Source organism: Sphingobacterium siyangense, from assembly GCF_023277505.1.
GTDB lineage: Bacteria > Bacteroidota > Bacteroidia > Sphingobacteriales > Sphingobacteriaceae > Sphingobacterium > Sphingobacterium siyangense.
Genome location: NZ_CP080574.1, coordinates 2,900,313 through 2,923,633, shown reverse-complemented (window position 1 = coordinate 2,923,633; position 23,321 = coordinate 2,900,313). Strand labels below are relative to the sequence as shown.

Here is a 23,321-nt window from a genome sequence, read left to right as displayed (position 1 = left end):
TAAGAAAATGAAAAGAATCTTAATTGTTTTAGTGCTGTTTTTTTGTTTTGTCTATCGCAAAACCGATGCATGCACACGCGTTGTATATAAAGGGCCCAATCAAACTGTCCTTACCGCCCGAAGTATGGACTGGCGGGATGAAATACCCGTTAATCTATGGGTGTTTCCAAAAGGGATGAAACGAAATGGAGAAGTGGGTCCCCTTTCCGTCAAATGGACTTCAAAATATGGCAGTGTCATTGCGAGTGCCTGGGACATCGCCACTACAGATGGCTTGAATGAGGCTGGCCTTGTAGCCAATGTCCTTTGGCTAGCCGAATCCCAATATCCTAAATTCGATCCAAAAGGACAGAAGCCCGGATTGACCATTGCCGCTTGGGCACAGTATATATTAGATAACTATGCTTCGGTAGCAGAGGCGGTAGATGCTCTTAAAAGCGAACCTTTCGTCTTAGTCAGCGACTATATTCCGGGTACACAACGGTTTACGACACTCCATTTATCATTATCCGATAAATCTGGCGACAACGCCATATTTGAATATATCAACGGAAAGCTTGTGATACACCACGACCCGAAATACGTCGTGATGACAAACTCGCCGATCTTTGAAGAGCAGCTGGCACTCAATAATTATTGGCGGGGAATTCCAGGTACCATCATGTTGCCTGGTACCAACCGTGCGGCAGACCGATTTGTGCGTGCTTCCTTTTATATTGATGCAATTCCACAGACCGATGACGTGAGGAAATCCGTTGCAAGTGTGTTTAGCGTAATTCGCAACTGTTCTGTTCCTTATGGAATTTCCTCCAAGGAAGAACCCAATATCTCGACGACACGTTGGCGTTCTGTTGCAGATCATAAAGATTTGGTTTACTATTTTGAAACAGTAACCACACCGGGTACTTTTTGGATCAATCTAAAAGATCTGGATCTGAGCGAAAAAGGTCAGGTTCTTAAACTTGATGTGGAACAAAACAAAACCTATACTGGATTGAGCAATGAACACCTAAAAAAAGTACAACCTTTTAAATTTATGGGGTTGTGATCGATATGATATAAGCAATTGCTGTTTCATTGATGTTGTCGTATTACTATCTCAATGAAACAGCACATTTGCGAACAGCTACATGGAATCCAACAAATTAGTGCTCCAGTTCTTTCAGGTATTCGATCATGGCATCGAGGCTCTGCAGTAGCTTTTCACCTTCAAATCCCACCTTTCGAAAACGGATGTTCCCTTTTTTGTCCAGGATCAATGTTGTCGGAATGGATGTGATATCCAGTTTACTACTGAGCTTTTTATCTTGGTTGTAATAAAATGGAAAGTCAAATTCGGGATTGGCCTTTGCCCATTTGTACGCATCGTCCCAGCTGTTTCCACTGCCCGAATTGAGCATCACGAACTTCACCTGCGGATCATCCGCATATTTTTTGTACACCTGATGCAAATAGGGAAATGAAGCGATGCAGGGCTTACACCAGGTTGCCCAAAAATCAATGATGACAATCTTGTCCTGGAGATCCGCTTTGAGCAAAGGTTTTTTGTCCATATCGACGATGCTGATGTCTTCTGGAAATGGCGTATTGCCGATGATTTTCTGAAACTCCTGGTAATACCCTTGTTTCCATTGCTTGTCAAGCTTGCTAAAATAAGCCTGCCGTTCGGCAGCATTGTCCATTCCGTTTTTAAGGATCACTTTGTCGAGAAGCTGCCTGATCGCTGGGTCAAAAGGAGCATACCGATAGGCTGCCTCCAATACGGGTAGAGCGCTGTTTGGATCATTCCACTGCTGATACTGCATGGCCACTGACCGGAGCAATACCGCCGATTTGAGTGTAGGGATGCTTTTGGCAAACCAGTCTCGGGCCGCTTCGGGCTGGTTTAACTGAGCGGCGATAAGTCCCTGATTGGCCATAATTTCTGCTTTTACCGCAGCAAGCTTGTCGGCCTTGGCTGGATCATGGGCCACCAGATAGCCCGTTTCGGGGAAATAGCGTATTAAACTCACGGGATAGGCCGCAACACTGTCGAGTAGATACAAATTGAGTTTGGATGCCTCCTCCAGCATCAGCTTATGATTCAAGAGCAGCTGCACATACTGATTGTATGCACGCCATTTGTAGGGATCCTGCTCCCAACGGGTAATCAGCGGCAGGTATTTCTTGGCCTGTATGCTGTCGCCGTGCTGCACATAGTAGGTAAAAAGATATTCGTAAGCGCTGGCATAGGCCGCTTCATTATCGGCTGTTTTTAACGAAAGAAGCTGCCCTATTTTCGCGACCACGGCAGTAGAATCCTGCTCGCGGAACAGCTTATTGAGCCGATAACTAATCCCGATCTTCTTGTTGGGAAACTCGTTGATCACCACCTGGCGGATCGAATCCACTTTTTGGTTCTGGCCAAGTATCAGATAGCCCATGGTCACCTTGTTGAGGTTTCCTTCAAAGAGCGGATTGCTTCTGAATTTCTTTTCCACTACGGCCAAGCCTTTGTTCAACAGCCGCCCCTGCTGGGCCGGACCAGCGTTTTTCATCTGTAGCACAATCAGCCGGAGCCGTGCCTCGTAATTGTCGGGATACAGACTCAGCTCTTTTTTGAGGTAATATTCCTGGGTAGCAAGGATATGATCCGAGGTTTTATCCTGAACCGGTACACTGTATGATTTCCCAAGGTAATTGCCGGCAATCAGTTTCCCCTGCTTATAGACGTAGATCTCATACTGACTGCTATCGCTTGCCTGCTGTACGAATTTCTTGTCTTTGTCGGCGATCGTAAAGCAGGAAAAGTTGGCGTAGGGGGGCAGTTTAAAACGCACACGCCAGACTCCACCTTCTTGTTGCATGGGCATGCGGCTCGGGAACTCGTAAAAATTTGAATAGTTGAAATCCACGAAAAATGGCCCTTCCGTCTGGGAAGCAGCAGATTTACTTGGATCAAAGCTGATGGTCACGGTATCACCGGCCGTTGCTTTGTGCGGCAAAATGCTCACTTGTGCCTGCAACAGCAGGTTTGCCTGTAGCAGGCACAGCAGCAATGCGTATTTGAATAGCTTAATCATTCTGTTGGAGGTTAGCATTGGTAATTAAAATAGCACTGGCGATCGGTATTTTAATATCGCTTTCACTAAAGTCTGTTTTGACCTTTGAAAGTACAGGCAGGGCCCTGTTTGTGCGCACCAGGTCAAACCAACGATGTCCCCATTCACCGAGCAGCTCCAGCTGGCGTTCTTTTTCGAGGGCCAGGGCAATGCCCGCCTTGTCCATTGTTTGTGGCAGCGCAGCAAGGCCTGCACGTTCGCGTATCTGATTGATATCCTGTAGTGCCGCCGGCAACTTATTCTGGTTTAGCCGCGCTTCTGCACGGATCAGATACTGCTCGGCAAGGCGCAGCACAGTATTGTATTCGGTCACAGGTGCGCCCGTGCGCAGCTTATACTTATACGGCATATAAAGCGTCTTATTACTTACCACATAAGGCTTTAACCACATCGTTTTGCGTAAATCGTTCTCTTCATAGGCCGCTACCGTGGCATCATACACCTGATAGTAACTCCGAGCTGTAGCTACTGCCGGAACGATGCTGAAACCTTCCCAGGTGTTGACCCCGGCAGTAGAAAGATTAACGCTCTGCAGCTGCCAGATCGCCTCTTTGCTCGTTTTCAAAAAAACGGTATTGAGGTCGCGCGACAGTTCGTACCGATTATCGGCGATAACTTTGTCGGCCATTGCTTCGGCATTGGCCCAGTCGCCATGATACAGATAGACCCTGGCCAATAGCGCATCAACCGCTTTTCTATTGGGGCGGGTACGCTCATTGCCCTGATAGGCATCCGCAATATCGACAGCAGCTTTCTGCAGATCGTCCACCATAAACGCATAGAGCTCGTCCCTGGAGGCCGGACCTTTTCGGTTGTTGGCTTCCAGATCTTTGGTATCGGTGATGAGGGGCACTTTATTGAAGAGGTTGCTCAGGTAAAAGTAATTGAATACCCGCGTAAAACGGGCCTCGGCCGAAAGCTGTGCCTTTACCGTACTGCTGAGCGCCGAGGCTTCAACACCCTCGATAATCTTATTGCTGTGGTTGATATAGCTATAGGGTTGCGACCAGAGCCTATCGAGGTAAGAAGTCGCCGGGCTCAGTTTATTGTATTTGTACTCGTCGTAGCTTGTAAAAGCCGAGTTATAATCGTCGGCCAGACTGGACAATACAATGCTCATCAATCCACTGGCGAATTGGTTGTTGTAATTGTTCATGCTGGTATAGAGCCCACCTACGGTTGCTGTGGCCGTCTTTTCATCACTGAAAGCCGACGCTGCCGCCACTTCCGTCTTGGGTGGGTCCACGTCCAAAAATTTATTGCAGGAGATGTTTAGCAGTGGTGTCGCAAAAAGGCTGTAGATGATATATTTGTTCATGGGATAAGTCTTTAGTGTTATGATCATTAAAAAGTGAGCTGAACCGCAAATGTATAGGTACGCATGGATGGTGTGGCGCTGTTCCGTACCGAACCAAAGGGATTGACATCCGAGAGATAGGTACGGTCAAAACCAGGCATCTCGGGATCCATTCCCCTGAAGCTTGTCCAGGTAAAGAGGTTCTGGGCATTGAACTGTACCAGCGCCCGGCTGATATTGATCTTCTTGGTCCATTTGGAAATATCATAACTAAGCGATATATTTTTCAAACGGATAAAAGAAGCATCGTCCCATACGGCCGAAGAATAGCGGTAGTAATTGCGGAAGGCCACGTTGGCTTCGTTGGCGCTATTGGCGGTAGCGCGTGGCACATCGGTCACATCTCCGGGCTGCTGCCAACGGCTCAACATATATTCATCCAGATTGCCCAATCCGCCAATGGTTGTTGCCTGTGGGCCGTAACCAATGGATGGTCCCTCCTGTTTGACAAACTGAAATAGGAATCCAAGGCTCACATCGCCATAATTCAGATTATTGCCGATACCACCATAGTACTTGGGCAGCAGGGATCCCAAGGTTACGTAATCGTTGAAATCCGTAATTTTCCCGTCACCATCCACATCCCGGAATTGAGCAACCCCAGTTTGCGGGTCCACTCCCGTAAACTGAAATCCACGGACGATACGGGTAGACTCGCCAATGATGTATCGCCTCGCATCACTGCTACTTGCAAGCCCCGGATATTCCAGCAGGGTATTGGATGGAAAAGTGATATTGAAATTGGTTTTCCAGCTGAACTTTTCCTTTTGGATATTCACGCTGCTCAGCTCTAACTCCAAGCCCTTATTTTCGATCAGTGCGGGGGTATTACCAAAATAAGAATTATAGCCCGTCTGCGGTGCGAGCACGATATTGATCAGCTGATTATCCGATCTATTGTTGTAATAATTGGCAGTAAGGAAGATACGGTCCCTGAAAAAACCAAGGTCGAGCCCCAGTTCTTTCTTTTTAATTTCTTCCCATCCAAAATTGGGGTTAAACACCCGTGTCGGATAAAGCCCCGTGATGCCTTGGTAGGCAAATCCTGTGCCCCAGGTATCCAGATATTGGTAATCGCCGATCTGGTCGTTGCCCGTCACTCCCCAGCTCGCACGAAGCTTCCCGAAGCTCAAGATAGACTGATCCTGTAAAAATTCTTCACTACTAAATACCCAGGCTGCACCGATCGACCCAAAATTACCGTACTTATTGTTGGGACCGAAGCGGGACGAACCATCTCTTCGGTAACTGAAATTCAACAGATATTTATCGGCATAGGCATAATTGATACGTGCAAATGCAGACTGGTAACGATAATCTGCATACTGATTGTTGCGGTTCACAAGGATACCTGCAGCACCGATATTGTTTAGCTGCGAATCACTCGGGTAACTGCTGCCATCGAAGTATTTCCCTTCGCTGACCCTCTGCTGCCAGGTTCCGCCTAAAAGCAGTTTAAAATCATGTTTACCAATTGTTTTGCTGTAGTTTAATTGCGGTTCAATGATATAGGACTGATAATCCGAATTCCCGTAAGAGGCCATGGAACCCGTGCTCGTCAATGGATTAAATCCCGCATTGGGCAGCAAGCGCGTCTGGTCCATGCTTTTGAGGTTGTAGCCCACATTGACTTTTGCGACCAGTTCGGGTAAGATCGCGTATTCGGCAGAAAAGTTGGCCAGCAGGGATTTTGATTTCGAAACACTCGAGCGCTCCATATAGGCGGCGGGGTTCTGTAAGCTCTGCTGAAACCAATAATAGTCTCCCTTTTCATCATATAAAGGATAATTGGGCGCCAGGTTGTAAAACTGTGCGATATCTGTAGGCACGGTATTGTTACGGTCCAGGTTGAGGTTGAAACTGCTGTTTAGTTTAAATCGCTGATCTTTGGACTGCGTAGACAAGTTCAACAACGCACCACCACGCTGATAATTTTTATTACCGGGCAAGGGATCACCCTGACGATTGAAATTGGTACTGGCCAGGTATTGGGTATATTCATTTCCGCCTGAAAATGACAGCTGATAGGTTGAAAAAGGGGCCGATGCACCATAAAACTCCCTTTGCCAGTCGCTGTAGGCGGACTGATCCCAGGTGAGCAGATCCGGCGCATTATCTGCTGTCGCTGTCCAGTTATCGTTTTTAAAGCCTTCCTTCCGGATTTCCAAATATTGCTCCGTATTGAGCATCTTCAAGTTGCGGATGGCCTTACCGGAGCCCACATTGGCATTAAAGTCTATTTTAAGTCCGCCCTTATTTCCTTTTTTTGTTGTGATCAGGATCACCCCATTCCCACCCCGGGAGCCATAAATGGCTGTCGCATCGGCATCTTTAAGCACATCGATGCGTTCAATATCCCTTGGATTGATTAGGCTGAGCGGGCTTTGATTGCCATTGGCCGCGGTAAACTGATTCATGCTTTCGTCCGAAAATGGAATACCGTCGATAATGTAAAGGGGGCTGCTGCCATTACTCAGGGAGTTGACACCCCGCAGTTGCACCTGAAAAGAACTGCCCGGCAAGCCCGAATTAGAAGCGATACTAAGTCCGGCAACGCGGCCCTGCAATGCAGCCAGGGGATCGAGTACCGGTTGGGTCTCTATTTCCCTGCCGGTTACACTGGATACCGAACCCGTATTTTTGCGTATCGAAGACGTACCGTAACCGATCACCACCACTTCATCCAGGTTACCGGGATCTACTTCAAGACTGATGTCCATGATGCCCTTGCCCGCGACCTTGACTTCCTTGCTGCGGTAACCCACATAACTCAAAAGTAAGATATCATCCTGCTGCAGGCCATTTAAACTAAAACGACCGTTAGCATCGGTCACTGTACTGGCTACCTTATTTTTAACCCGTACACTAACCCCTTCAAGCGCTGTACCAGCCCCATTGTTGACCCGACCGGAGATGGTCATCTGGAGCGGCTTTGCTACCCCCTTCCCCTGGAGCACGATGGTGTTTTTGACAATTTGATAGCGGATGCCCTTAGCCGAGAATGCCTGTTTAAGTAGCTCGGGGATATTGGCATTGTTTAAATTGACATCAATATTCAGGTCGGGGTTAATTTCATGGGGATCATACACAAAGCGGTAATCGCTGCGCTGCTCAATGGCTTTAACGAGCTGTTTAAATTGAACATGGTCAGATGCCTTGTCTCCCTGCTGGCTAAAGGCATAGCCATTGACATGCATCAGCATCAATAGCAGTGTTTTTACGGATTGTTTCATAGGGTATTTAGATTGAAAATGCGTTTGTTTGGGTTTGGTTAGGGAACAAGTACAAGTCGATCCTTGTCGATGGTATAGTTTATGCCGGCGAACCGTAATATTTTGAGTACTTCTTCAAAGGACTCTTTTTTGCTGATTTTCCCGCTAAGGACTTTGTTTTTATAGACGGGCGCCAGGCTATAGGTGAAATTGTACCAACGGGAAAGATCGGCCAAAATCTCGGGAAGCGGTGTCTGGTCAAATTCAAAGTAACCGTCTTTCCAATTGGCAGCATCCTGTTGTATATTTTGCTGCTTTCGCTGGAAGGCACCGTTCAGCACATTCAGTTCGATCGACTGTCCCGGTAGCAGAATCTCCTGAAGACCCGCATTGCTGACCCGTATTTTACCTTCGTCGAGCTGTGTGGTTAAGAGCTGGCTATCGTTTGCGTATAACTTCACGTTGAAAGCGGTTCCCAAGGCTTCAATGCTGGTGTTGCCGACATGAACAATAAAAGGTTTGGCTTTATTTTTTGCCACTTTAAAATAGGCTTCACCCGTCAGGAATACCGAGCGTTCCTTGAGGTCGTATCCCGGTCCTATTTCCAGTTTGCTGTCTGCATTTAGCCATACGGTGGTTCCATCGGGAAGTTCCATTTTGAATTCTTGCCCCTTTTTGGTCTTGACCGCCAGGTTATCCCCCTTCCCCTGCGCCATGTAGGCCGGGCTAAACGGTTTCTTTTCGTCCAGGCTAACCACTTCATTGCCGATCAGTAGATCGGCCTGGAATTGACCGACACTAAAAGGCAGTGGCTGTGGCGATTGTTGGGGCTGGGAAAAGAAGTACAGCGCTGCACCGGCCATCAAAAAGAATACAATGCTGGCAGCCACCTTCAAATAGGCACTCCGGTGGCGATTAGCCCTTAATTCGGGCTCAAAAATATGCTGTTGGAAATAGCCGTCTTCGGCAGCGAGATCCAGTTCCGGGATGTCTTTTTCGTTATTTTTCCGACTGAGCTGATTGTACCAACTTTCGACAAGTGCAATTTCCTCGGCGCTGCAATTCCCCTGCTGATACTTCTGCAGTAATTGTTTCGATAATCGTTGTTTCATAGGTTCTATCCTGTTTACCGTTTAGAAGACAGGAAAGTGCCCCTTTAGTGGTAGAAAAAAATGAAAATAGTTCGTATTTTTTTTCTCAAAACCGTCAACGCATTGTAAATCTGCTTTTTGACCGTCTGTTCAGAGATATCAAGTTCTGCGGCGATCTCCCGATAACTCCGCTGCTCGAAACGACTTTTTTTGAAGATCAAAGCCATTTTGCGGGGCAGCTTTTCAATCGCTTGATCGATCTGCCGGGCCAATTCTTTCTCCCGCAGCAACTCGTCGGGCATAATTTCAGGAGTTGATGCGGCATGCTCCAGGTAATGTTCATATTTTCGGCCCACATCCTGGCTGGCGATACGATTGATGACCAGATTACGGGCCGAACGAAAAAGATACGCCTGATAAGAATGTTCAATTTCGAGCCGCTCCATGCGGTCCCAGAGATTGGTAAAAATTTCCTGTACAATGTCACGGGCTTCGTCACGATCGTCTAGCATCCGGAAAACATGCACATACAACTTCACCCAATTTTCTTCGTAAAGTTGGGTAAACAGTTGTCGGACATGTGTAACACTCATCTGCTGGTTTAGTTATTGTTGATCAGTCAAAATTAGGTTATATTTTTAGGAAAGTCAATTTATGATGGATTTCTAATAAAACCTGTAAAATAACGCAATGAAGATGCTCCTGTATGTTAGTAAAATTTTGAGTTTATCAATAGGTTTAATAATCTTTCCTCAATTGTCCGCATTCGAACAAAGATCGTTCGATTTCGAACATGCATTTGATGATAAAAAACGCTTTAACCACTTATTTTCAGCACTTTATTTTATTGGCAATGAATTAGTAAACGTTAATCCATAACAATTTAATATGCTTACGAATTATTTTCAAACTGCCTTTCGTCATTTAGTAAAGAATAAAGGTTTTACAGCGATAAACATTGTAGGATTAGCTTCTGGAATGACAGCTGCCATATTGATCATGCTATGGGTAAAAAGCGAATTTAGCTTTGACCGCTTTTATTCTAATACCGATCAGATCTATGCAGTCGGGATGAAAGATGTGTGGGAAGGCGAAGCCGTCGAACATTTTTATACGCCTAAGCCAATGGCTGCGGCTTTAAAAACCGACTTTCCTGAGATAAATGAGATTACAAGAGTGGATAAGGGCACTGGATTTCTTTTAACCCATCAAGAAAAAAAACTTGCAAAAGAACAAGGTGCTTTCGTAGACAGCACATTCTTAAAAATATTTGATTACAAAGTTATAGCGGGCAATCCCCTCGAAGCATTAAAAAATCCCAACCAGATCGTTCTCACGAAATCTTTGGCTGAAAGATTATTTGGGCATTCCGACCCGATCAACAAGACCATCCGAGTGGACAGCTCCCAAATTTCAACTGTGTCTGCGATTATTCAGGACTTGCCAGATAATTCGTTTATGAAAGGAAGCACTTATCTCGTACCGTGGACATTAATGGAGAAAATAGGCTATTCAGACGACTATTGGGGAAATAATTCCGTTCAGACCTACATACAACTGCATAAAAGTGCGAATGTCGATCAATTTGAAACAAATATAAAATATTTCCTAAGAAAGCATACCGATACAAAAGTAGCCAATTTTATTCAACCTATCGGCGATAAATGGCTTTATAGCAACTTTACTGAGCAGGGAAAGCCGAGCTCGCAACGAATTGGCATGGTACGATCATTTATCGCCATTGCTTGTTTTATTCTTATTATTGCCTGCATAAATTTCATGAATCTAAGTACGGCTCAGAGCGAAAAACGGGCGAAGGAAGTAGGTGTCAGAAAAGTCGTCGGTGCAAATAAAAACATGTTAGTCGGCCAGTTCCTGACTGAATCCATGGTGATTTCATGCATTTCTGGCCTATTATCCCTGTTGATTACACTGATAGCGCTCCCCTACTTTAATGATCTGGTCTCCAGAAAGCTATCTATCCAATTTGACGATCTCCTTTTCTGGGCAATGTTTGCAGGATTTATTTTAGTGACCGGAATTCTTTCAGGGAGCTATCCTGCGTTTTATCTGTCTTCCTTCCTGCCGACGAAAGTACTGAAAGGCAAATATCTTCATGTTCAACAGAAATTTAACCCTCGGAAAATCCTCGTCATTTCCCAATTCTGTATTGCTATCATCCTGACCATAACAACATTATCTATTCAGCGCCAAATCAGATACGCTCAAAATAGAGAAATCGGATATAACAAGGAAAGGTTGGTTAGTATTATCGATCAGGGAGAAATCAGCAAAAATAGATTACTCATAAAAAATAAATTATTGTCTTCCGGTATTGCCACACAGATTTCAAGGACTTCGTCCCCCCTTACGGAGAACAGAAGCAGCAACTACATGGACTGGGCAGGGAAGCCCAAAGATAATAACACCATTTTTGCCAGAATTGGTGCCGATGAAAATTTGGTCAACACGGCAGAGCTGCAATTAGTTGCAGGGCGGGATTTTGATTTAGCTAAATTTCCAACTGATTCTGCCGCGATGATTATTAATGAATCCGCCGCCAAGGCATTTAATTTTGATGATCCGATCGGCAAAACGGTTGTCGATGGCAGGAATTGGCATATCGTCGGAGTCATCAAGGATTTTATTCAGGAATCGCCTTTCAGTCCCATTACTCCAATGGTCATTCAGGGCGCTTATGCAGGTACTCAGGTTACGAACATACGCATAAACGATCATATGAAAACATCAGAAGCACTTGCTGCCATGGAGCAGATTTTTAAAGAATATAATCCCGACTATCCTTTTGAATATTCCTTTGTAGACAGCAAGTACGCCGAAAAATTTAAAGATTTTCAACAATTGGGTACACTTTCGAGTCTTTTTGCACTATTGACAATTTTTATTTCATGCCTTGGCTTATATGGCCTGATAGCCTATATAGCCGAGAACCGGACGAAGGAAATCGGTATCCACAAAGTACTGGGAGCCTCTACTTTTAAGATCATGAGGATGCTGTCTCAAGATTTTGTGCTACTGGTCCTTTTCTCATGCCTGATCGCATTTCCGATAGCCTATTATATCGCCGATGACATGCTCAGCGCCTATACTTACCGTATTAAAATCACCTGGGATATCTTCATTGCTGCCGGCATGGGTACGCTAATAATAGCGTTGCTCACGATCAGCTATCATGCGATCAAAGCAGCCTTGATCAACCCGGCTGTCAGCCTGAGGGATGAGTAAGGAGAAGAAACTTTCTAATACCATCATAGCTAAAAAATGGGGCCTTGACATCCTGAATACTCTTTTGTTCGGTTACGAAGGTATTTTCCATTTTTAGTCTATATTTGTGCAATCGACAATTATTAACAATTTTGATTATGCACCTGAACACACGCGTCCTATTTTTATGGCTATTGCTAAGTTTACCTATCCTAAATTTCGCTCAAAACTGCAATTGTGAATCCAATTTTTTGTGGGTAAAAAAAACGTTTGAAGAAAATGATGCCGGTTTTCAATATACCATCAGCAAGAAGGGCAAGGATGCCTATGAATTTCACAATAAAATGTATCTCGAAAAAGTTAAACACTTGTCCAATAATCAGGAATGTGCTACATTACTCAATCAATGGATCCGTTTCTTTCGTAATGGACATATCGGCGTAAATTATATTGGAAAAACAAAGAAGGCCGAAAAGGTTACCGAACAAAATAAGCAGCCTATTGAAAAGGACTTAAATCCATTAAACGCCACAAAGCCATTATTCGAAAAAATAAATGAAAACACGGTTTACCTCCGAATTCCTGATTTTGAAATATCCGAAAAAAAAGCAATTGACAGCCTTATATTGGCCAACCGAACAACCATCTTATCGACCGAAAATTTTATTATTGATGTCAGAAATAATCCAGGCGGAAGTGATGCGAGTTATAGTAGCCTTATCCCCTTCTTATACACGCAGCCGATTAGAACCGTAGGTGCATTATTTTATTCGACAGATTTAAATAATCAACGCATGTTGGAGCTGAGTCAAAACCCCGATTTTGACGAGGAGTCTAAAAAAACGTTCAAAAACTACTACGAAAAATTGCTGGCCAATAAAGGTGAGTATGTCGATCTATTCAATAAAAAAGTAAACATAACCAAGATGGATACCATTCAGCCTTATCCCAAAAACATAGGGATCGTTATCAATGAAAATAACGGGAGCACGACAGAGCAATTTCTATTGACCGCCATGCAAAGTAAAAAGGTAAAATTGTACGGTAGAACAACCAAAGGGATGCTTGATATCTCGAATGTAAATATCGTTACATCACCCTGTGGCGATATTGAACTGTACTATGGATTATCTAAAAGTTATCGTATTCCAGACTTCCCTGTAGACGACATCGGATTACAACCTGACGTATATATTGATAAAACCATTGATCCTTCGAATTGGCTAGATTTTGTGCGCGACCATCTCAATGGAAAATAAGATTAAGATAAAAAGTTTAGTTACATTTATTTTTTTTTGCAATCTGCATCACAGCGGATATTCCCGGCTCTAAACTTTTCAATTTTAGCGCCGGATCCATAAAAGAAGCTACATTTCTATTAAAATTGTCCGCAAGTGGACCAGGTTATCATTTAAACTTAGTACATCCTCTTTCGTATTTTTTTCGTATATTATCTCACTATGAAAATAGTAGACATCACAAAAGACACTTTAATCAGTGCTCAGAAAGAAGGATTTACCGTATTAATCACCAAATTTAGTTCAGATCCGTTAAACCCAACCTGGATTGTCGATAAAGTTGAAAACGACAAAATAGAAGCTAGCAAAAAAGCGCTGAGCGAAAGCTACCAGCTATGCTATTCCATTAAAGAAGCTATTCTGACGATTGATAATCGCCCTTTCATCGGAAAGTTACAGCTAAGCCATTCATAGCGCTTGATTAATACATCATCCCATGCACAATCAGCAGCATGTATTGTTTCATAAAGTAGGTGAGCTAATGCATAACAAAGAGGATTACTGTGAAACATGCGTAAGAATTATTAAAGCATGATATTTTTTTAACCTAGCGGACCAAACTATCCTTAAGTTTGGTCCGCTTCCTATTTCTGCTTTTCCAACTCATTCAATCGCCTAGTAGCTTGATTCAACCTTAAAATCAAAACTAAGCTTAGATCGCTTTCTCTACTAAATCATTGCGATCATCAAGTTGAAATGGCTCTGCCAGCAAAACATCTGCTCCGCATCGACGGCAACTCTTTCCCCTCTAGCGCTTACTGACATTGGCAGAAGAAAATAAAAAACTTTGTTTTTCAATAATTTATAACTACATTTGAATAATAATCAGGCTTCTGCCATTACTTCTTCTGACACTTTTGAGTTTACTCTTTCTTCTCAGTCTTCGTTTTTCCAGCTGCTATTTTGTTATCAACATATGAAGTTAATTACCTTTTTTCAGATTGATAGTGTCAATACGAAAAATTACAAACTTCATTTTTTGTTGACAGATCGATTTATCCTTTACCAACGCGTATGGTTAAAGGAGAGGTATGCTGCAAAAGCGTTCTAATAAATACATAATTTAATACATATATACAATGCAACAAGGAACAGTAAAATTCTTTAATGACACCAAAGGTTTTGGTTTTATTACACCAACAGATGGCGGTCAAGATGTTTTCGTACACTCGTCAGGTTTAATCAATCATGTACGTGAAAACGATACTGTAACATTCGATCTAGAGAACGGTAAAAAGGGCATTAACGCAGTTAATGTGCGAATAGCATAATTAAGTAGGAAGTTTAAAAACTTCATTAAGTTAAGTTCAGCAGATAACATTCATGTTATCTGTTTTTTTTGTTAAAAAATTAGGCAAAAATGACGGCGTAAGCCCACTACTAGCCTACATTGCCATCAGCTCACTGATAGCATGTCTTTTGTTCTGTTTCTCCTAACTGAAAATTGCGCGTTCCCCTGTTTTTTGTACTCGCTTTTTTTTCTATATTTATCCGATAAATTTCAAAAGAAATGACAAAAAAGAAGGCTGTAGTTATTCAAGATAATGAAGATATCTTGAATATCATGGATGAGGTCTTAGTTGATGAGGGTTTTGATGTGATTCCATCGCTTACGACCGAACCAATTGAAAAGCTTGCAGATATTGATCCCGACATTCTTATTGTGGACGACCATATTAAAGGAAGTAAAAAAGGATCCGAAGTGATCAAGGAACTCAAAGCTGATCCAGATACCGAAGAGCTTCCATCTGTCCTGACATCGACAGATAGCGATATTGCAAAAACCGCCGCAGAATGTAAAGCCGACGACTTTATTGAAAAGCCATTTGATTTAGATCATATGGTCGATGTGGTTAAAAAAAATAGTTAAAACAGCATAAAATATACCTGACCTACAGAGCGCTTCAAAAGGGACTATACTTGAAACGCAAGTTAAAAAGACGATGTTAATGATTCATGATTTTCTCAGCATGTGGGGGTTGAGCAGGCCATCAACACCTTATTAAGCAATTCAGTCAGCTTATTTAAATCCTCTTCCGTCAAGCTTTTTGCAGCTTCTTTGGCCACTGCTTCCCTAAAATTCTCCGAATTATCGATGATAAAACGGCCTTTTTCCGTTACACTTAGGTTGAAAATCCTGCGGTCGGTAGCAGACTGTTGCTGTTCGACCAGATCATGCGCTATCAAAAATTTGAGCTGCTTGGAAACAGCAGGCGGACTTATATTAAACGCCTGCGCAATCTGCTTGACGATACAATGATCGTGGCGGTAAATATATTCGATCATATTATAGTGGGTCGCCGTAACGCCATTGATGTCGCCCCTATTCATATTTGCCAAGATGAAGCATTGTAAATCGGTAAACACTTCATAAAATTTCTGTTCGGTTTTGTTCATCGCCAATAAAATAGTTAACTTAGTTAATAATTACCAAAGTTAATGATTATGGAACATATTCACATCATACATGCCCGACAAAATAATCTCAAAAATATTTCTCTCCAGATCGCCAAGAAAAAGATTACTGTTTTTACAGGGGTCTCTGGATCGGGCAAGTCGTCTTTGGTCTTTGAAACGATAGGTGCTGAAGCCCAAAGGCAGTTCAGCGAAACACAGGGCAGTTTTATCCGAAACCGGCTGCAGCACATCGGCGTTCCCGATGTGGACAAAATCGACAACCTGAATGTCCCTATTATTATCAATCAAAAAAGGTTGGGCGGTAACGCACGCTCGACCGTAGGAACGGCTACCGACATATATGCTTCCCTGCGCCTGCTTTTCTCGCGCATGGGGACACCCTTTGTAGGCTATTCAAGCGCTTTTTCATTCAATAATCCTTTGGGCATGTGCAAGGCATGTGAAGGGCTGGGTATTGTGCAGACCATTGATGTGGGTTCCCTTATCGACAGACAAAAATCGTTGAACGAAGGGGCTATCCGATTTCCGACCTTTCAACCGGGGGGCTGGCGCCTGACACGCTACACCCAATCAGGCTATTTCGACAACAATAAAAAACTGAACGACTATACGCCACAGGAATGGGAGCTCCTTTTGTATGCAGCCGAACACAAACCCAAACATCCTGATCCGGAATGGGGAAAAACGGTCCAATATGAAGGCATTATCCCCCGTATTGAAAAAGCATTCCTCAAAAAGCAGTCTAAGGAAATCATGAGCCGAAAAGAGGCTTTAAATACCATTATCGTTACCAAAACTTGTCCCGTATGTAAGGGAAAACGGGTGAATGATACAATTCTGTCCTGTAAGATAGCGGGCAAAAACATTGCCGACTGTACGGCCCTTTCGATCGATGAGCTGTTGGCATTTGTTGCTTCTTTACCATCCAACGCTTTTGATGTTATTCTGACCGAACTGAAACATAAGCTTAAACATATCGTCAACATCGGCTTACAGTATTTGACCCTGGACAGAAGGACAGATACGCTGTCGGGCGGAGAAAGCCAACGCATCAAAATGGTCCGAAACCTGGGGAGCAGCCTGACGGATTTACTCTATATTTTTGACGAGCCCAGCATCGGACTTCATCCCATTGATTTACAAAATATCGCTGCAATTATTAAACAGCTGCGCGATAAGGGCAATACCGTGTTACTTGTTGAGCACGACCCCGATCTGATCCGCATAGCCGACCATGTAATCGATATGGGGCCAGCGTCTGGAAAAAACGGCGGCGAGATTGTCTATAACGGCACGGTTGCGGGACTAAAAACATCAACAGGAAAAACAGGCCTGTACTTTGCCAAACGGCCTCAAATTAATCATAAACCACGATCGGCAAAGGGCTACCTGGAAATCGAGCATGCTAATCTGCATAATCTGAAAGACATCCAGGTGAGCATTCCCCAAAAGGTGATGACCGTGGTTACTGGCGTGGCGGGTTCGGGCAAGAGTACACTGATCAACAAAGTGCTGCCCCAATTTTATCCCGAAGCCACCATCATCGACCAGTCGTTATTTTCAACAGGTGCACGCTCCAATCTGTTGACCTACCTGGGTTTATCGGATGCGATACGCACCCTGTTTTCAAAAGCAAATCAGGTATCCGATAAGCTTTTTAGCCGAAATAGCCTCGGCGCCTGTGAAAACTGCAAAGGTATCGGTATCGAAAAAATTGATCTGGCCTTTATGGATGATATTGAACAGACCTGCGAGGTCTGCGACGGCTCTGGCTTTAAGCCAGCGGTCTTAACATATCATTACCATGATAAAAATATTGTTGCGGTGATGGATATGACTGTAGCAGAAGCCTATGATTTTTTCCCGGACAAACTATACCGTCAGTCTTTTGATATGTTACTCCAACTGGGGCTGGGCTATCTTACTTTGGGGCAACGGTCGGACAGTTTTTCGGGTGGGGAAAGACAACGGCTCAAACTGACCAAAGAACTTAAGAATTCCAACAAGATTATCGTGCTGGATGAACCCAGCACAGGCTTACATCCAAACGATACCGAAAAGCTATTAAACTTTATCAATAACCTGGTGGATAACCGCAATACATTGATCGTTATCGAGCATAACCTCGATGTTATCGCCCAAGCAGACTGGATTATCGATATTGGGCCCGGAGCGGGCAAGTATGGCGGAAATGTGGTGTTTACAGGTACCGTTGCCGATTTGCTCAAAGATACTGTCTCGCTAACGGCCGCCTGTTTACGGCAACATATCCATTCTGCAGCCTCAATCGGCCGAAAGAAGTAACCCTCACATTGAAACTTAGGATAAGCGATTTAACGACGCTTGTTCTTGGGTTTTGAATCGTTGAAATCCACTATAAATTCAAACTGGATTCCCCTGATGTTCTAACTACGCTTTGTAACGTAAAAGTCCGCTATCCGCCATGCTCCAAGTTGGCATTTGCAATCAGTGCCAATTCAAGTTCGCCAATTTCCTGAATACTAACTCCAACGATGCGTTGTCGCCGTACAATCAATTACCACCGATAATCTAACTGCTCAAAAAACTGAGCTAGTGATACGGATCGTCCAAATTTCTTCAAAATAATAAGCAGGATCAAATGATTTGGCCCTGCTTATTATTTAAACCTGTAATTGTACTATTTAAAACTCATCACTGGCTGATTAAAGTCCGATCTGTATACCGAGATTTACAACACGTTGATTCTGATACGCATCGCCCGCACTGTTGGACGTCACCTCAGGATCCTGCTGATACAAGGAATAATTCGTCCAGGTCAGCAGATTATACCCACTCAGATATAAACGTGCATTGTTAATCCTAAATGGCAGCCATTTATTGGGTAATTGATACCCCAGTTCAATTGTCTTCAAACGTAAATAGGTCGCATCAATAAGCCAGAAGTCAGACATATAGGTTGACGGGCTATTAATCGTTGTCGGATTAGTGGTTAAGCGTGGAAATTTAGCTGTAGAGGCCGTTTCCGCAGTCCATCGCTCTTGATGGATCGGTTGAAACTGGCTCTGGAAGGGCTCAATACCGCTTCCCTGAACGCTAAAACTGTACCCGGTAGTTCCCTGTAGCAGCACATTGAAACTAAATCCTTTGTAACTTCCCCCCAAGGTAAGTCCAAAGCTGGTATTCGGTATATTGGGTTTACCGATCACAGTCCGATCATAGTCATCAATCACGCCATCGTTATTGAGGTCCTTATACCGCAGATCGCCGGGCTGCACCTCATACCCTCCCGATGGTTTTGGGCTTGCACCGATATTTTCTTCGGTATAAAAACCATCGTACAGATAACCCAATGGTTGATTGATCTGCTGCCCTGTCAGCCGCAACCAAGGATAAGCTGGTGCCGGTTCATCCTGAAACAAAATCTTATTTTTGAAATACGTCAATACACCTTTAATATTATAATTAAATGCACCGATATTGTTGTTAACATTCAGTTCCAACTCCACACCCCTGTTCCGTACCTTCGCAATATTTGATGGTGAGACCCCTACACCGATGTGCTGGAAAAGTGACTGTGAAGTGACGAGCTGATCGTACCGCAGGTTATTAAAATAGTCAAAGGTCATGGAAAATTTGTTTTTCCATAGATTGACATCAAGCCCTACATCAAATGACTTTTGTTTTTCCCAAGTGACATTATTATTTCCCAGATTTCCTTCCGTGATAATAAGTGAAGGCTGATGGGTTTCACCAAAAGAATAGCTTCCACCCTCGTTGTATACCTGCTGGTAAAGATAACGGTCACCGGCGACCTTGTCAGAACCCACGATTCCATAGGAAGCCCGCAATTTGAATAACTCTACAAAGTTAAATGCATCTTTGAAAAACGATTCCTTTGCTAGATTGTATCCTGCCGACACCGCCGGAAAAAGGCCATAACGCTGTGCCGCCTGAAAACGATCCGAGCCATTGTATGCTGCTGTTGCATCCAATAAGAACTTTTCTTTAAAGTTGTACCCTGCGCGAAAGGTATAGCCCTCAAAATTCTGTGGAATCCAGTTGGTTTTCTTATCCCCCTTTGTTTTATAGGATTCCCGATTATACAGCAGGAGTGCTGTCACCCCATGATCCCCAAAAGTTCGCGCATAATTGAAATTGGCCTGTACATTCACCCGACTGTTGTAATCCCCCTGGTAGGCCCGCAAGGTATAATTGCCCAGCACATAAGGTGCCCCACCTTTCAGCTGGTAACCGTTCGAACTCGGGTCATAACGATACACAGGTATCTCATCGCGGGCCTGCTCTCGACCATTCGACTCCACGCTGGCATAGGCTACACGGGTAGAAAATGAAAGCCCCTTCAACCAAGCATTCAGTTCCTGAGTCCCGCCAAATAAAATATTGATATCGTTACGTCGATCCAAGCTATATCCAGACGCTGCCAGGCGTGCATTGATCGTCGGTAGCAACTCCTGCGTATCACTGGCATAGGCGAACGAACCATCTGGGTTTATAAAAGGTGCCGACCATGGTCTTATCTTATTAAAATTGAACACCTCACCAACGACATTTCCCGCCCGCGGTGAATTGATACGATTGAAGTTTGCCCGGAAATCCAATCGTAATTTGAGCGTCTTCGTTGCTTGTACATCTAGATTCGATCGCAAGTTGAAACGACGATAATAATAGTTATTGTTGACCTTGTCACCTTCATTCTCAAAATTGTAAAGGTTTCCATTTTGGGAGAAAGCCCCACCTGATACAAAATATTTAATACTTTCGCCGCCACCAGTGATATCAATATTTGTATTGTACTGTTGGCTCGACGGTTTAAAGATCCGGTCATACCAATTGATATCCGGATGGCCATAAGGATCATCCCCGGAACGGAAATGTGCTAAATCTGCTTCACTAAAAGGTTGATTGGAATTGTCGCCCAGCGTATTTGCTATCGCTTCATTCCATAAGAGCGCACTTTCATAGGCATTCAAAAACTTCAATTTTGTGACTGGGCTCTGCATACCTGACTCGATACGCGCATTGATCTTTGGCCGCCCCGATTCACCCCGCCGCGTTTTGACAACTAATACACCATTTGCCCCCTTGATACCGAAAACAGCCGTCGTCGATGCATCCTTTAAGATCGAAATACTTTCGATTTCATTGACGTTGATCTGCGAAAGTTGTTCATATGTATATTCAATATCATCAACAATAATCAGGGGCTGGTTTCCTTCTGGATTCAATGAACTGACACCGCGGATATAAAAATCCGAAGCATCTTTACCGGGTTGTCCGGAGCGTTGTACCGAAACAAATCCCGGTAATCTTCCAGCCAATGCATTCTGTACACTCGACGTTGGCACCTGACGGATATCCGCCCCTTTTATTGAACTGACTGCACCTGTACTTGTAAGTTTTTTGGTCGTACCAAACCCCACCACCACCACTTCATCAATATCCTGGCTACTTGATTGCATAATCACTTCGATATTTTCCCCCTGCTTTACATCACGTTGCTGGGTATTATATCCTATACTTGTAAATACCAAAACCTTAGTACCACGTAAGGCCAATTTAAATCGTCCATTTTGATCTGTTTGTGTGGCTCCACCGCCTTTCTCCTGCACTGATACCCCCAACAAGGGACCCGAACTATTTTTGACAATACCATTCACCATGGATTGCGCCAATAGTATAAATGGCGTCAAAACCATTATTGTTAACAGATATATGCTATTTTTCATCCGTTTATATTTATTTATTCATGATTAAAGCCATTCACACTGCCCGCTTCGGTTTGCGTAAATAGACTAATTACCAGCCTGGATTTTGTACCATTTTTGGGTTTTTGATCACTTCCGAGAATGGAATTGGAGCCAGATACATTTTTGCTTCAAATGTCATTTTCAGAATAGGAACTGATTGCCTGATCACCCCGGTTCCCGTTTGATAAATGACGGTGGCATGAAGCTCCTTGTTAAATTCCTCTTCCGCTATTTTCCATCGTCGAACATCATAAAAGCGATGCTCTTCAAAAGCCAGTTCTTTTCTCCGTTCGAGGTGGATCAGTTTCCGCATTTCTGCTTTGGACAATGCTTCAGGAAGCTGATATGGATTTAGTCCTGCTCGTTGTCGTATTTGTTCAACAGCACGATAAACATTGACATCAGGTCTGTCCAGACGTTCATTTCGTGCCTCAGCATAATTCAACAATATTTCAGCATAACGGAATAGAATAAAGTCATGGTTTACATTACTATAATTTGCCAGGGATTCAAAATTCCCCATAAATTTACGGAGGTAATAGCCCGTTTTTGTTTGCTGTTTGGATCCGCCCGGTTTATCGGATCCACCCTCAAAGGTTTGTACAGCCCGGTTTAACCAAGGTGCCCCATTATAAAAAACAGTTGCGTAGAAGCGGCTGTCTCGTCCAGCATAAGGATCATTTGGATCATAACCTGAATTTGCGTCCGTAATTTTCAGTCCGTTGCTCATTCCAAAGGCGTCTACAAGTTCCTGGGTGGGACTAGTTCGGCCATTGTTCACCCCGTTGGCATAGCCCACGGGACCATTGTTATTTTCAAAGCTGGTGTTATTGCCACCTTGCTTCGCAAAGATCCGTTCATTGTTGCGTGTGATAAAGACATCTTTAAACAGTGGTTCAAGCTTAAAGAGATTGAGGTCCATCAGATCTTTGGCCGCATTCTCCGCCAACTGCCACCGCAAAGCTGAAAATGCGGTATACCCAGAGAGATCATTCTGCCCATTGCTATTTCCACCGTTGAACAATGGACTGGCAGCATACAGGAGCACCCGGGATTTTAATGCCATGGCAGCCGCCTTGGTCGGCCTTCCATAAAAAGCAAGATTAAATGGATCAGTACGTAAACTATCTTTTATTGCATCACATTCTCCTACGATATAGTTGACACATTCTTCGAAACTTGCCCGCGGTAACTCAATATCATCGTTCAGCTGGTATACCTTATCACCCATCAGCGGCACTCCGCCATAACGTTTGACCAATTCAAAATAAAATAAGGCACGCATAAATTTTGCTTCGGCTTTCCATACCCGCGGCATGGGCGTACCATTTTCGAGTTGTCCCTTTACTGGTACACGATCGATATTTTGAATAAAAATGCTTGTCTTTCGAATCCCCTGATACCAAGATGCCCAAAGGTTGTCCTGATAATTATCCGAAGTATAAGAACCTGTTGCCAACTGCTGTACCGATGTGTTGGTCGGATTGGAGGAAACGGCATCATCCGTGGCTGCGTCCAGGAAATCTCCACCGACCCGATTTCCTAGGCTGGGCAGATAACGGTAGCAATCGGTCAGAAACCGGTTTGCATTTACACCGGCCGAATCCCGTCGGTCAAACACCTGGTCCAGTGTCTGCAGCTCGATAGGCTCTTCCTCTAGGTCGCTTTTACAGGAGAAGATCCCGATCGAAACTCCGACTACAAGCAACCATTTTAACTGATCATATTTCATAAGAATGATTGGTAATTTAAAGGCCATGCGGAAGCCCAGGTCCATATTAGAAATAGGTTTTATTTCAGACGCTCTGCAAGATACCTCACGCTCCGCAGCATGTATGTGGTTTGAATAGGAATATTTCATCATTGTCG

15 protein-coding genes are annotated in these 23,321 nt (G+C 43.8%); 7 read left to right on the top strand and 8 right to left on the bottom strand.

The features are described 5' to 3' along the window. Positions 1–7: 7 nt before the first annotated feature. The gene (locus K2F45_RS11805) at positions 8–1,048 is read left to right on the top strand and encodes a linear amide C-N hydrolase (RefSeq protein WP_075992369.1); all 1,041 of its coding nucleotides are present in this window, start codon (positions 8–10) and stop codon (positions 1,046–1,048) included. Positions 1,049–1,145: 97 nt separating this feature from the next. Here K2F45_RS11805 and K2F45_RS11800 read toward each other — a convergent pair whose 3' ends face one another. The 5 genes from K2F45_RS11800 to K2F45_RS11780 are packed head-to-tail and all read right to left on the bottom strand — an operon-like array spanning position 1,146 to position 9,354. Next, a complete protein-coding gene (locus tag K2F45_RS11800; RefSeq protein WP_248933664.1) occupies positions 1,146–3,062 on the bottom strand; it encodes a TlpA disulfide reductase family protein in 1,917 nt (638 codons plus the stop codon). Beyond that, the gene (locus K2F45_RS11795) at positions 3,055–4,446 is read right to left on the bottom strand and encodes a RagB/SusD family nutrient uptake outer membrane protein (protein WP_248933663.1); all 1,392 of its coding nucleotides are present in this window, start codon (positions 4,444–4,446) and stop codon (positions 3,055–3,057) included. Before K2F45_RS11795 ends, K2F45_RS11800 begins: the two co-directional genes overlap by 8 nt. Beyond that, positions 4,446–7,691 carry a TonB-dependent receptor gene (locus tag K2F45_RS11790; protein WP_248933662.1) on the bottom strand — a complete coding sequence of 1,082 codons (3,246 nt, stop codon included), beginning with the start codon at positions 7,689–7,691 and terminating at the stop codon, positions 4,446–4,448. The genes K2F45_RS11795 and K2F45_RS11790 overlap by 1 nt, the downstream gene beginning before the upstream one ends. A gap of 38 nt (positions 7,692–7,729) precedes the next feature. Then, entirely contained in the window at positions 7,730–8,782 is a 1,053-nt protein-coding gene (locus K2F45_RS11785; RefSeq protein WP_248933661.1) for a FecR family protein, read from the bottom strand. Positions 8,783–8,826: 44 nt separating this feature from the next. Further along, entirely contained in the window at positions 8,827–9,354 is a 528-nt protein-coding gene (locus tag K2F45_RS11780) for an RNA polymerase sigma-70 factor (RefSeq protein WP_248933660.1), read from the bottom strand. Between the two features lie 295 nt (positions 9,355–9,649). Between K2F45_RS11780 and K2F45_RS11775 the strand changes: the two genes are divergently transcribed. The 5 genes from K2F45_RS11775 (at position 9,650) to K2F45_RS11755 (ending at position 15,154) form a co-directional block, all read left to right on the top strand. Then, positions 9,650–12,007 (top strand): ABC transporter permease, encoded by a 2,358-nt coding sequence (locus K2F45_RS11775; protein WP_248933659.1) that lies wholly within the window; start codon positions 9,650–9,652, stop codon positions 12,005–12,007. A 137-nt stretch (positions 12,008–12,144) separates the two neighbouring features. Beyond that, the gene (locus K2F45_RS11770) at positions 12,145–13,245 is read left to right on the top strand and encodes a S41 family peptidase (RefSeq protein WP_248933658.1); all 1,101 of its coding nucleotides are present in this window, start codon (positions 12,145–12,147) and stop codon (positions 13,243–13,245) included. 201 nt (positions 13,246–13,446) lie between these two features. Next, on the top strand, positions 13,447–13,698 hold the full coding sequence (locus K2F45_RS11765) for a hypothetical protein (RefSeq protein ID WP_075992363.1): 252 nt from the start codon (positions 13,447–13,449) through the stop codon (positions 13,696–13,698). Positions 13,699–14,363: 665 nt separating this feature from the next. Next, complete coding sequence (locus K2F45_RS11760; RefSeq protein ID WP_070566563.1) at positions 14,364–14,555, top strand: cold-shock protein; 192 nt, start codon at positions 14,364–14,366, stop codon at positions 14,553–14,555. Positions 14,556–14,794: 239 nt separating this feature from the next. Further along, complete coding sequence (locus tag K2F45_RS11755; RefSeq protein ID WP_248933657.1) at positions 14,795–15,154, top strand: response regulator; 360 nt, start codon at positions 14,795–14,797, stop codon at positions 15,152–15,154. 95 nt (positions 15,155–15,249) lie between these two features. Here K2F45_RS11755 and K2F45_RS11750 read toward each other — a convergent pair whose 3' ends face one another. Beyond that, the gene (locus tag K2F45_RS11750; protein ID WP_145328443.1) at positions 15,250–15,681 is read right to left on the bottom strand and encodes a MarR family winged helix-turn-helix transcriptional regulator; all 432 of its coding nucleotides are present in this window, start codon (positions 15,679–15,681) and stop codon (positions 15,250–15,252) included. Positions 15,682–15,729: 48 nt separating this feature from the next. Here K2F45_RS11750 and K2F45_RS11745 point away from each other — a divergent pair, with 48 nt between their 5' ends. Next, a complete protein-coding gene (locus tag K2F45_RS11745; protein ID WP_248933656.1) occupies positions 15,730–18,006 on the top strand; it encodes an ATP-binding cassette domain-containing protein in 2,277 nt (758 codons plus the stop codon). A 380-nt stretch (positions 18,007–18,386) separates the two neighbouring features. Here K2F45_RS11745 and K2F45_RS11740 read toward each other — a convergent pair whose 3' ends face one another. Both K2F45_RS11740 and K2F45_RS11735 read right to left on the bottom strand, forming a co-directional pair. Beyond that, complete coding sequence (locus tag K2F45_RS11740) at positions 18,387–21,431, bottom strand: SusC/RagA family TonB-linked outer membrane protein (RefSeq protein WP_248933655.1); 3,045 nt, start codon at positions 21,429–21,431, stop codon at positions 18,387–18,389. A 70-nt stretch (positions 21,432–21,501) separates the two neighbouring features. Continuing rightward, complete coding sequence (locus K2F45_RS11735) at positions 21,502–23,316, bottom strand: RagB/SusD family nutrient uptake outer membrane protein (RefSeq protein ID WP_248933654.1); 1,815 nt, start codon at positions 23,314–23,316, stop codon at positions 21,502–21,504. Positions 23,317–23,321 lie beyond the last annotated feature (5 nt).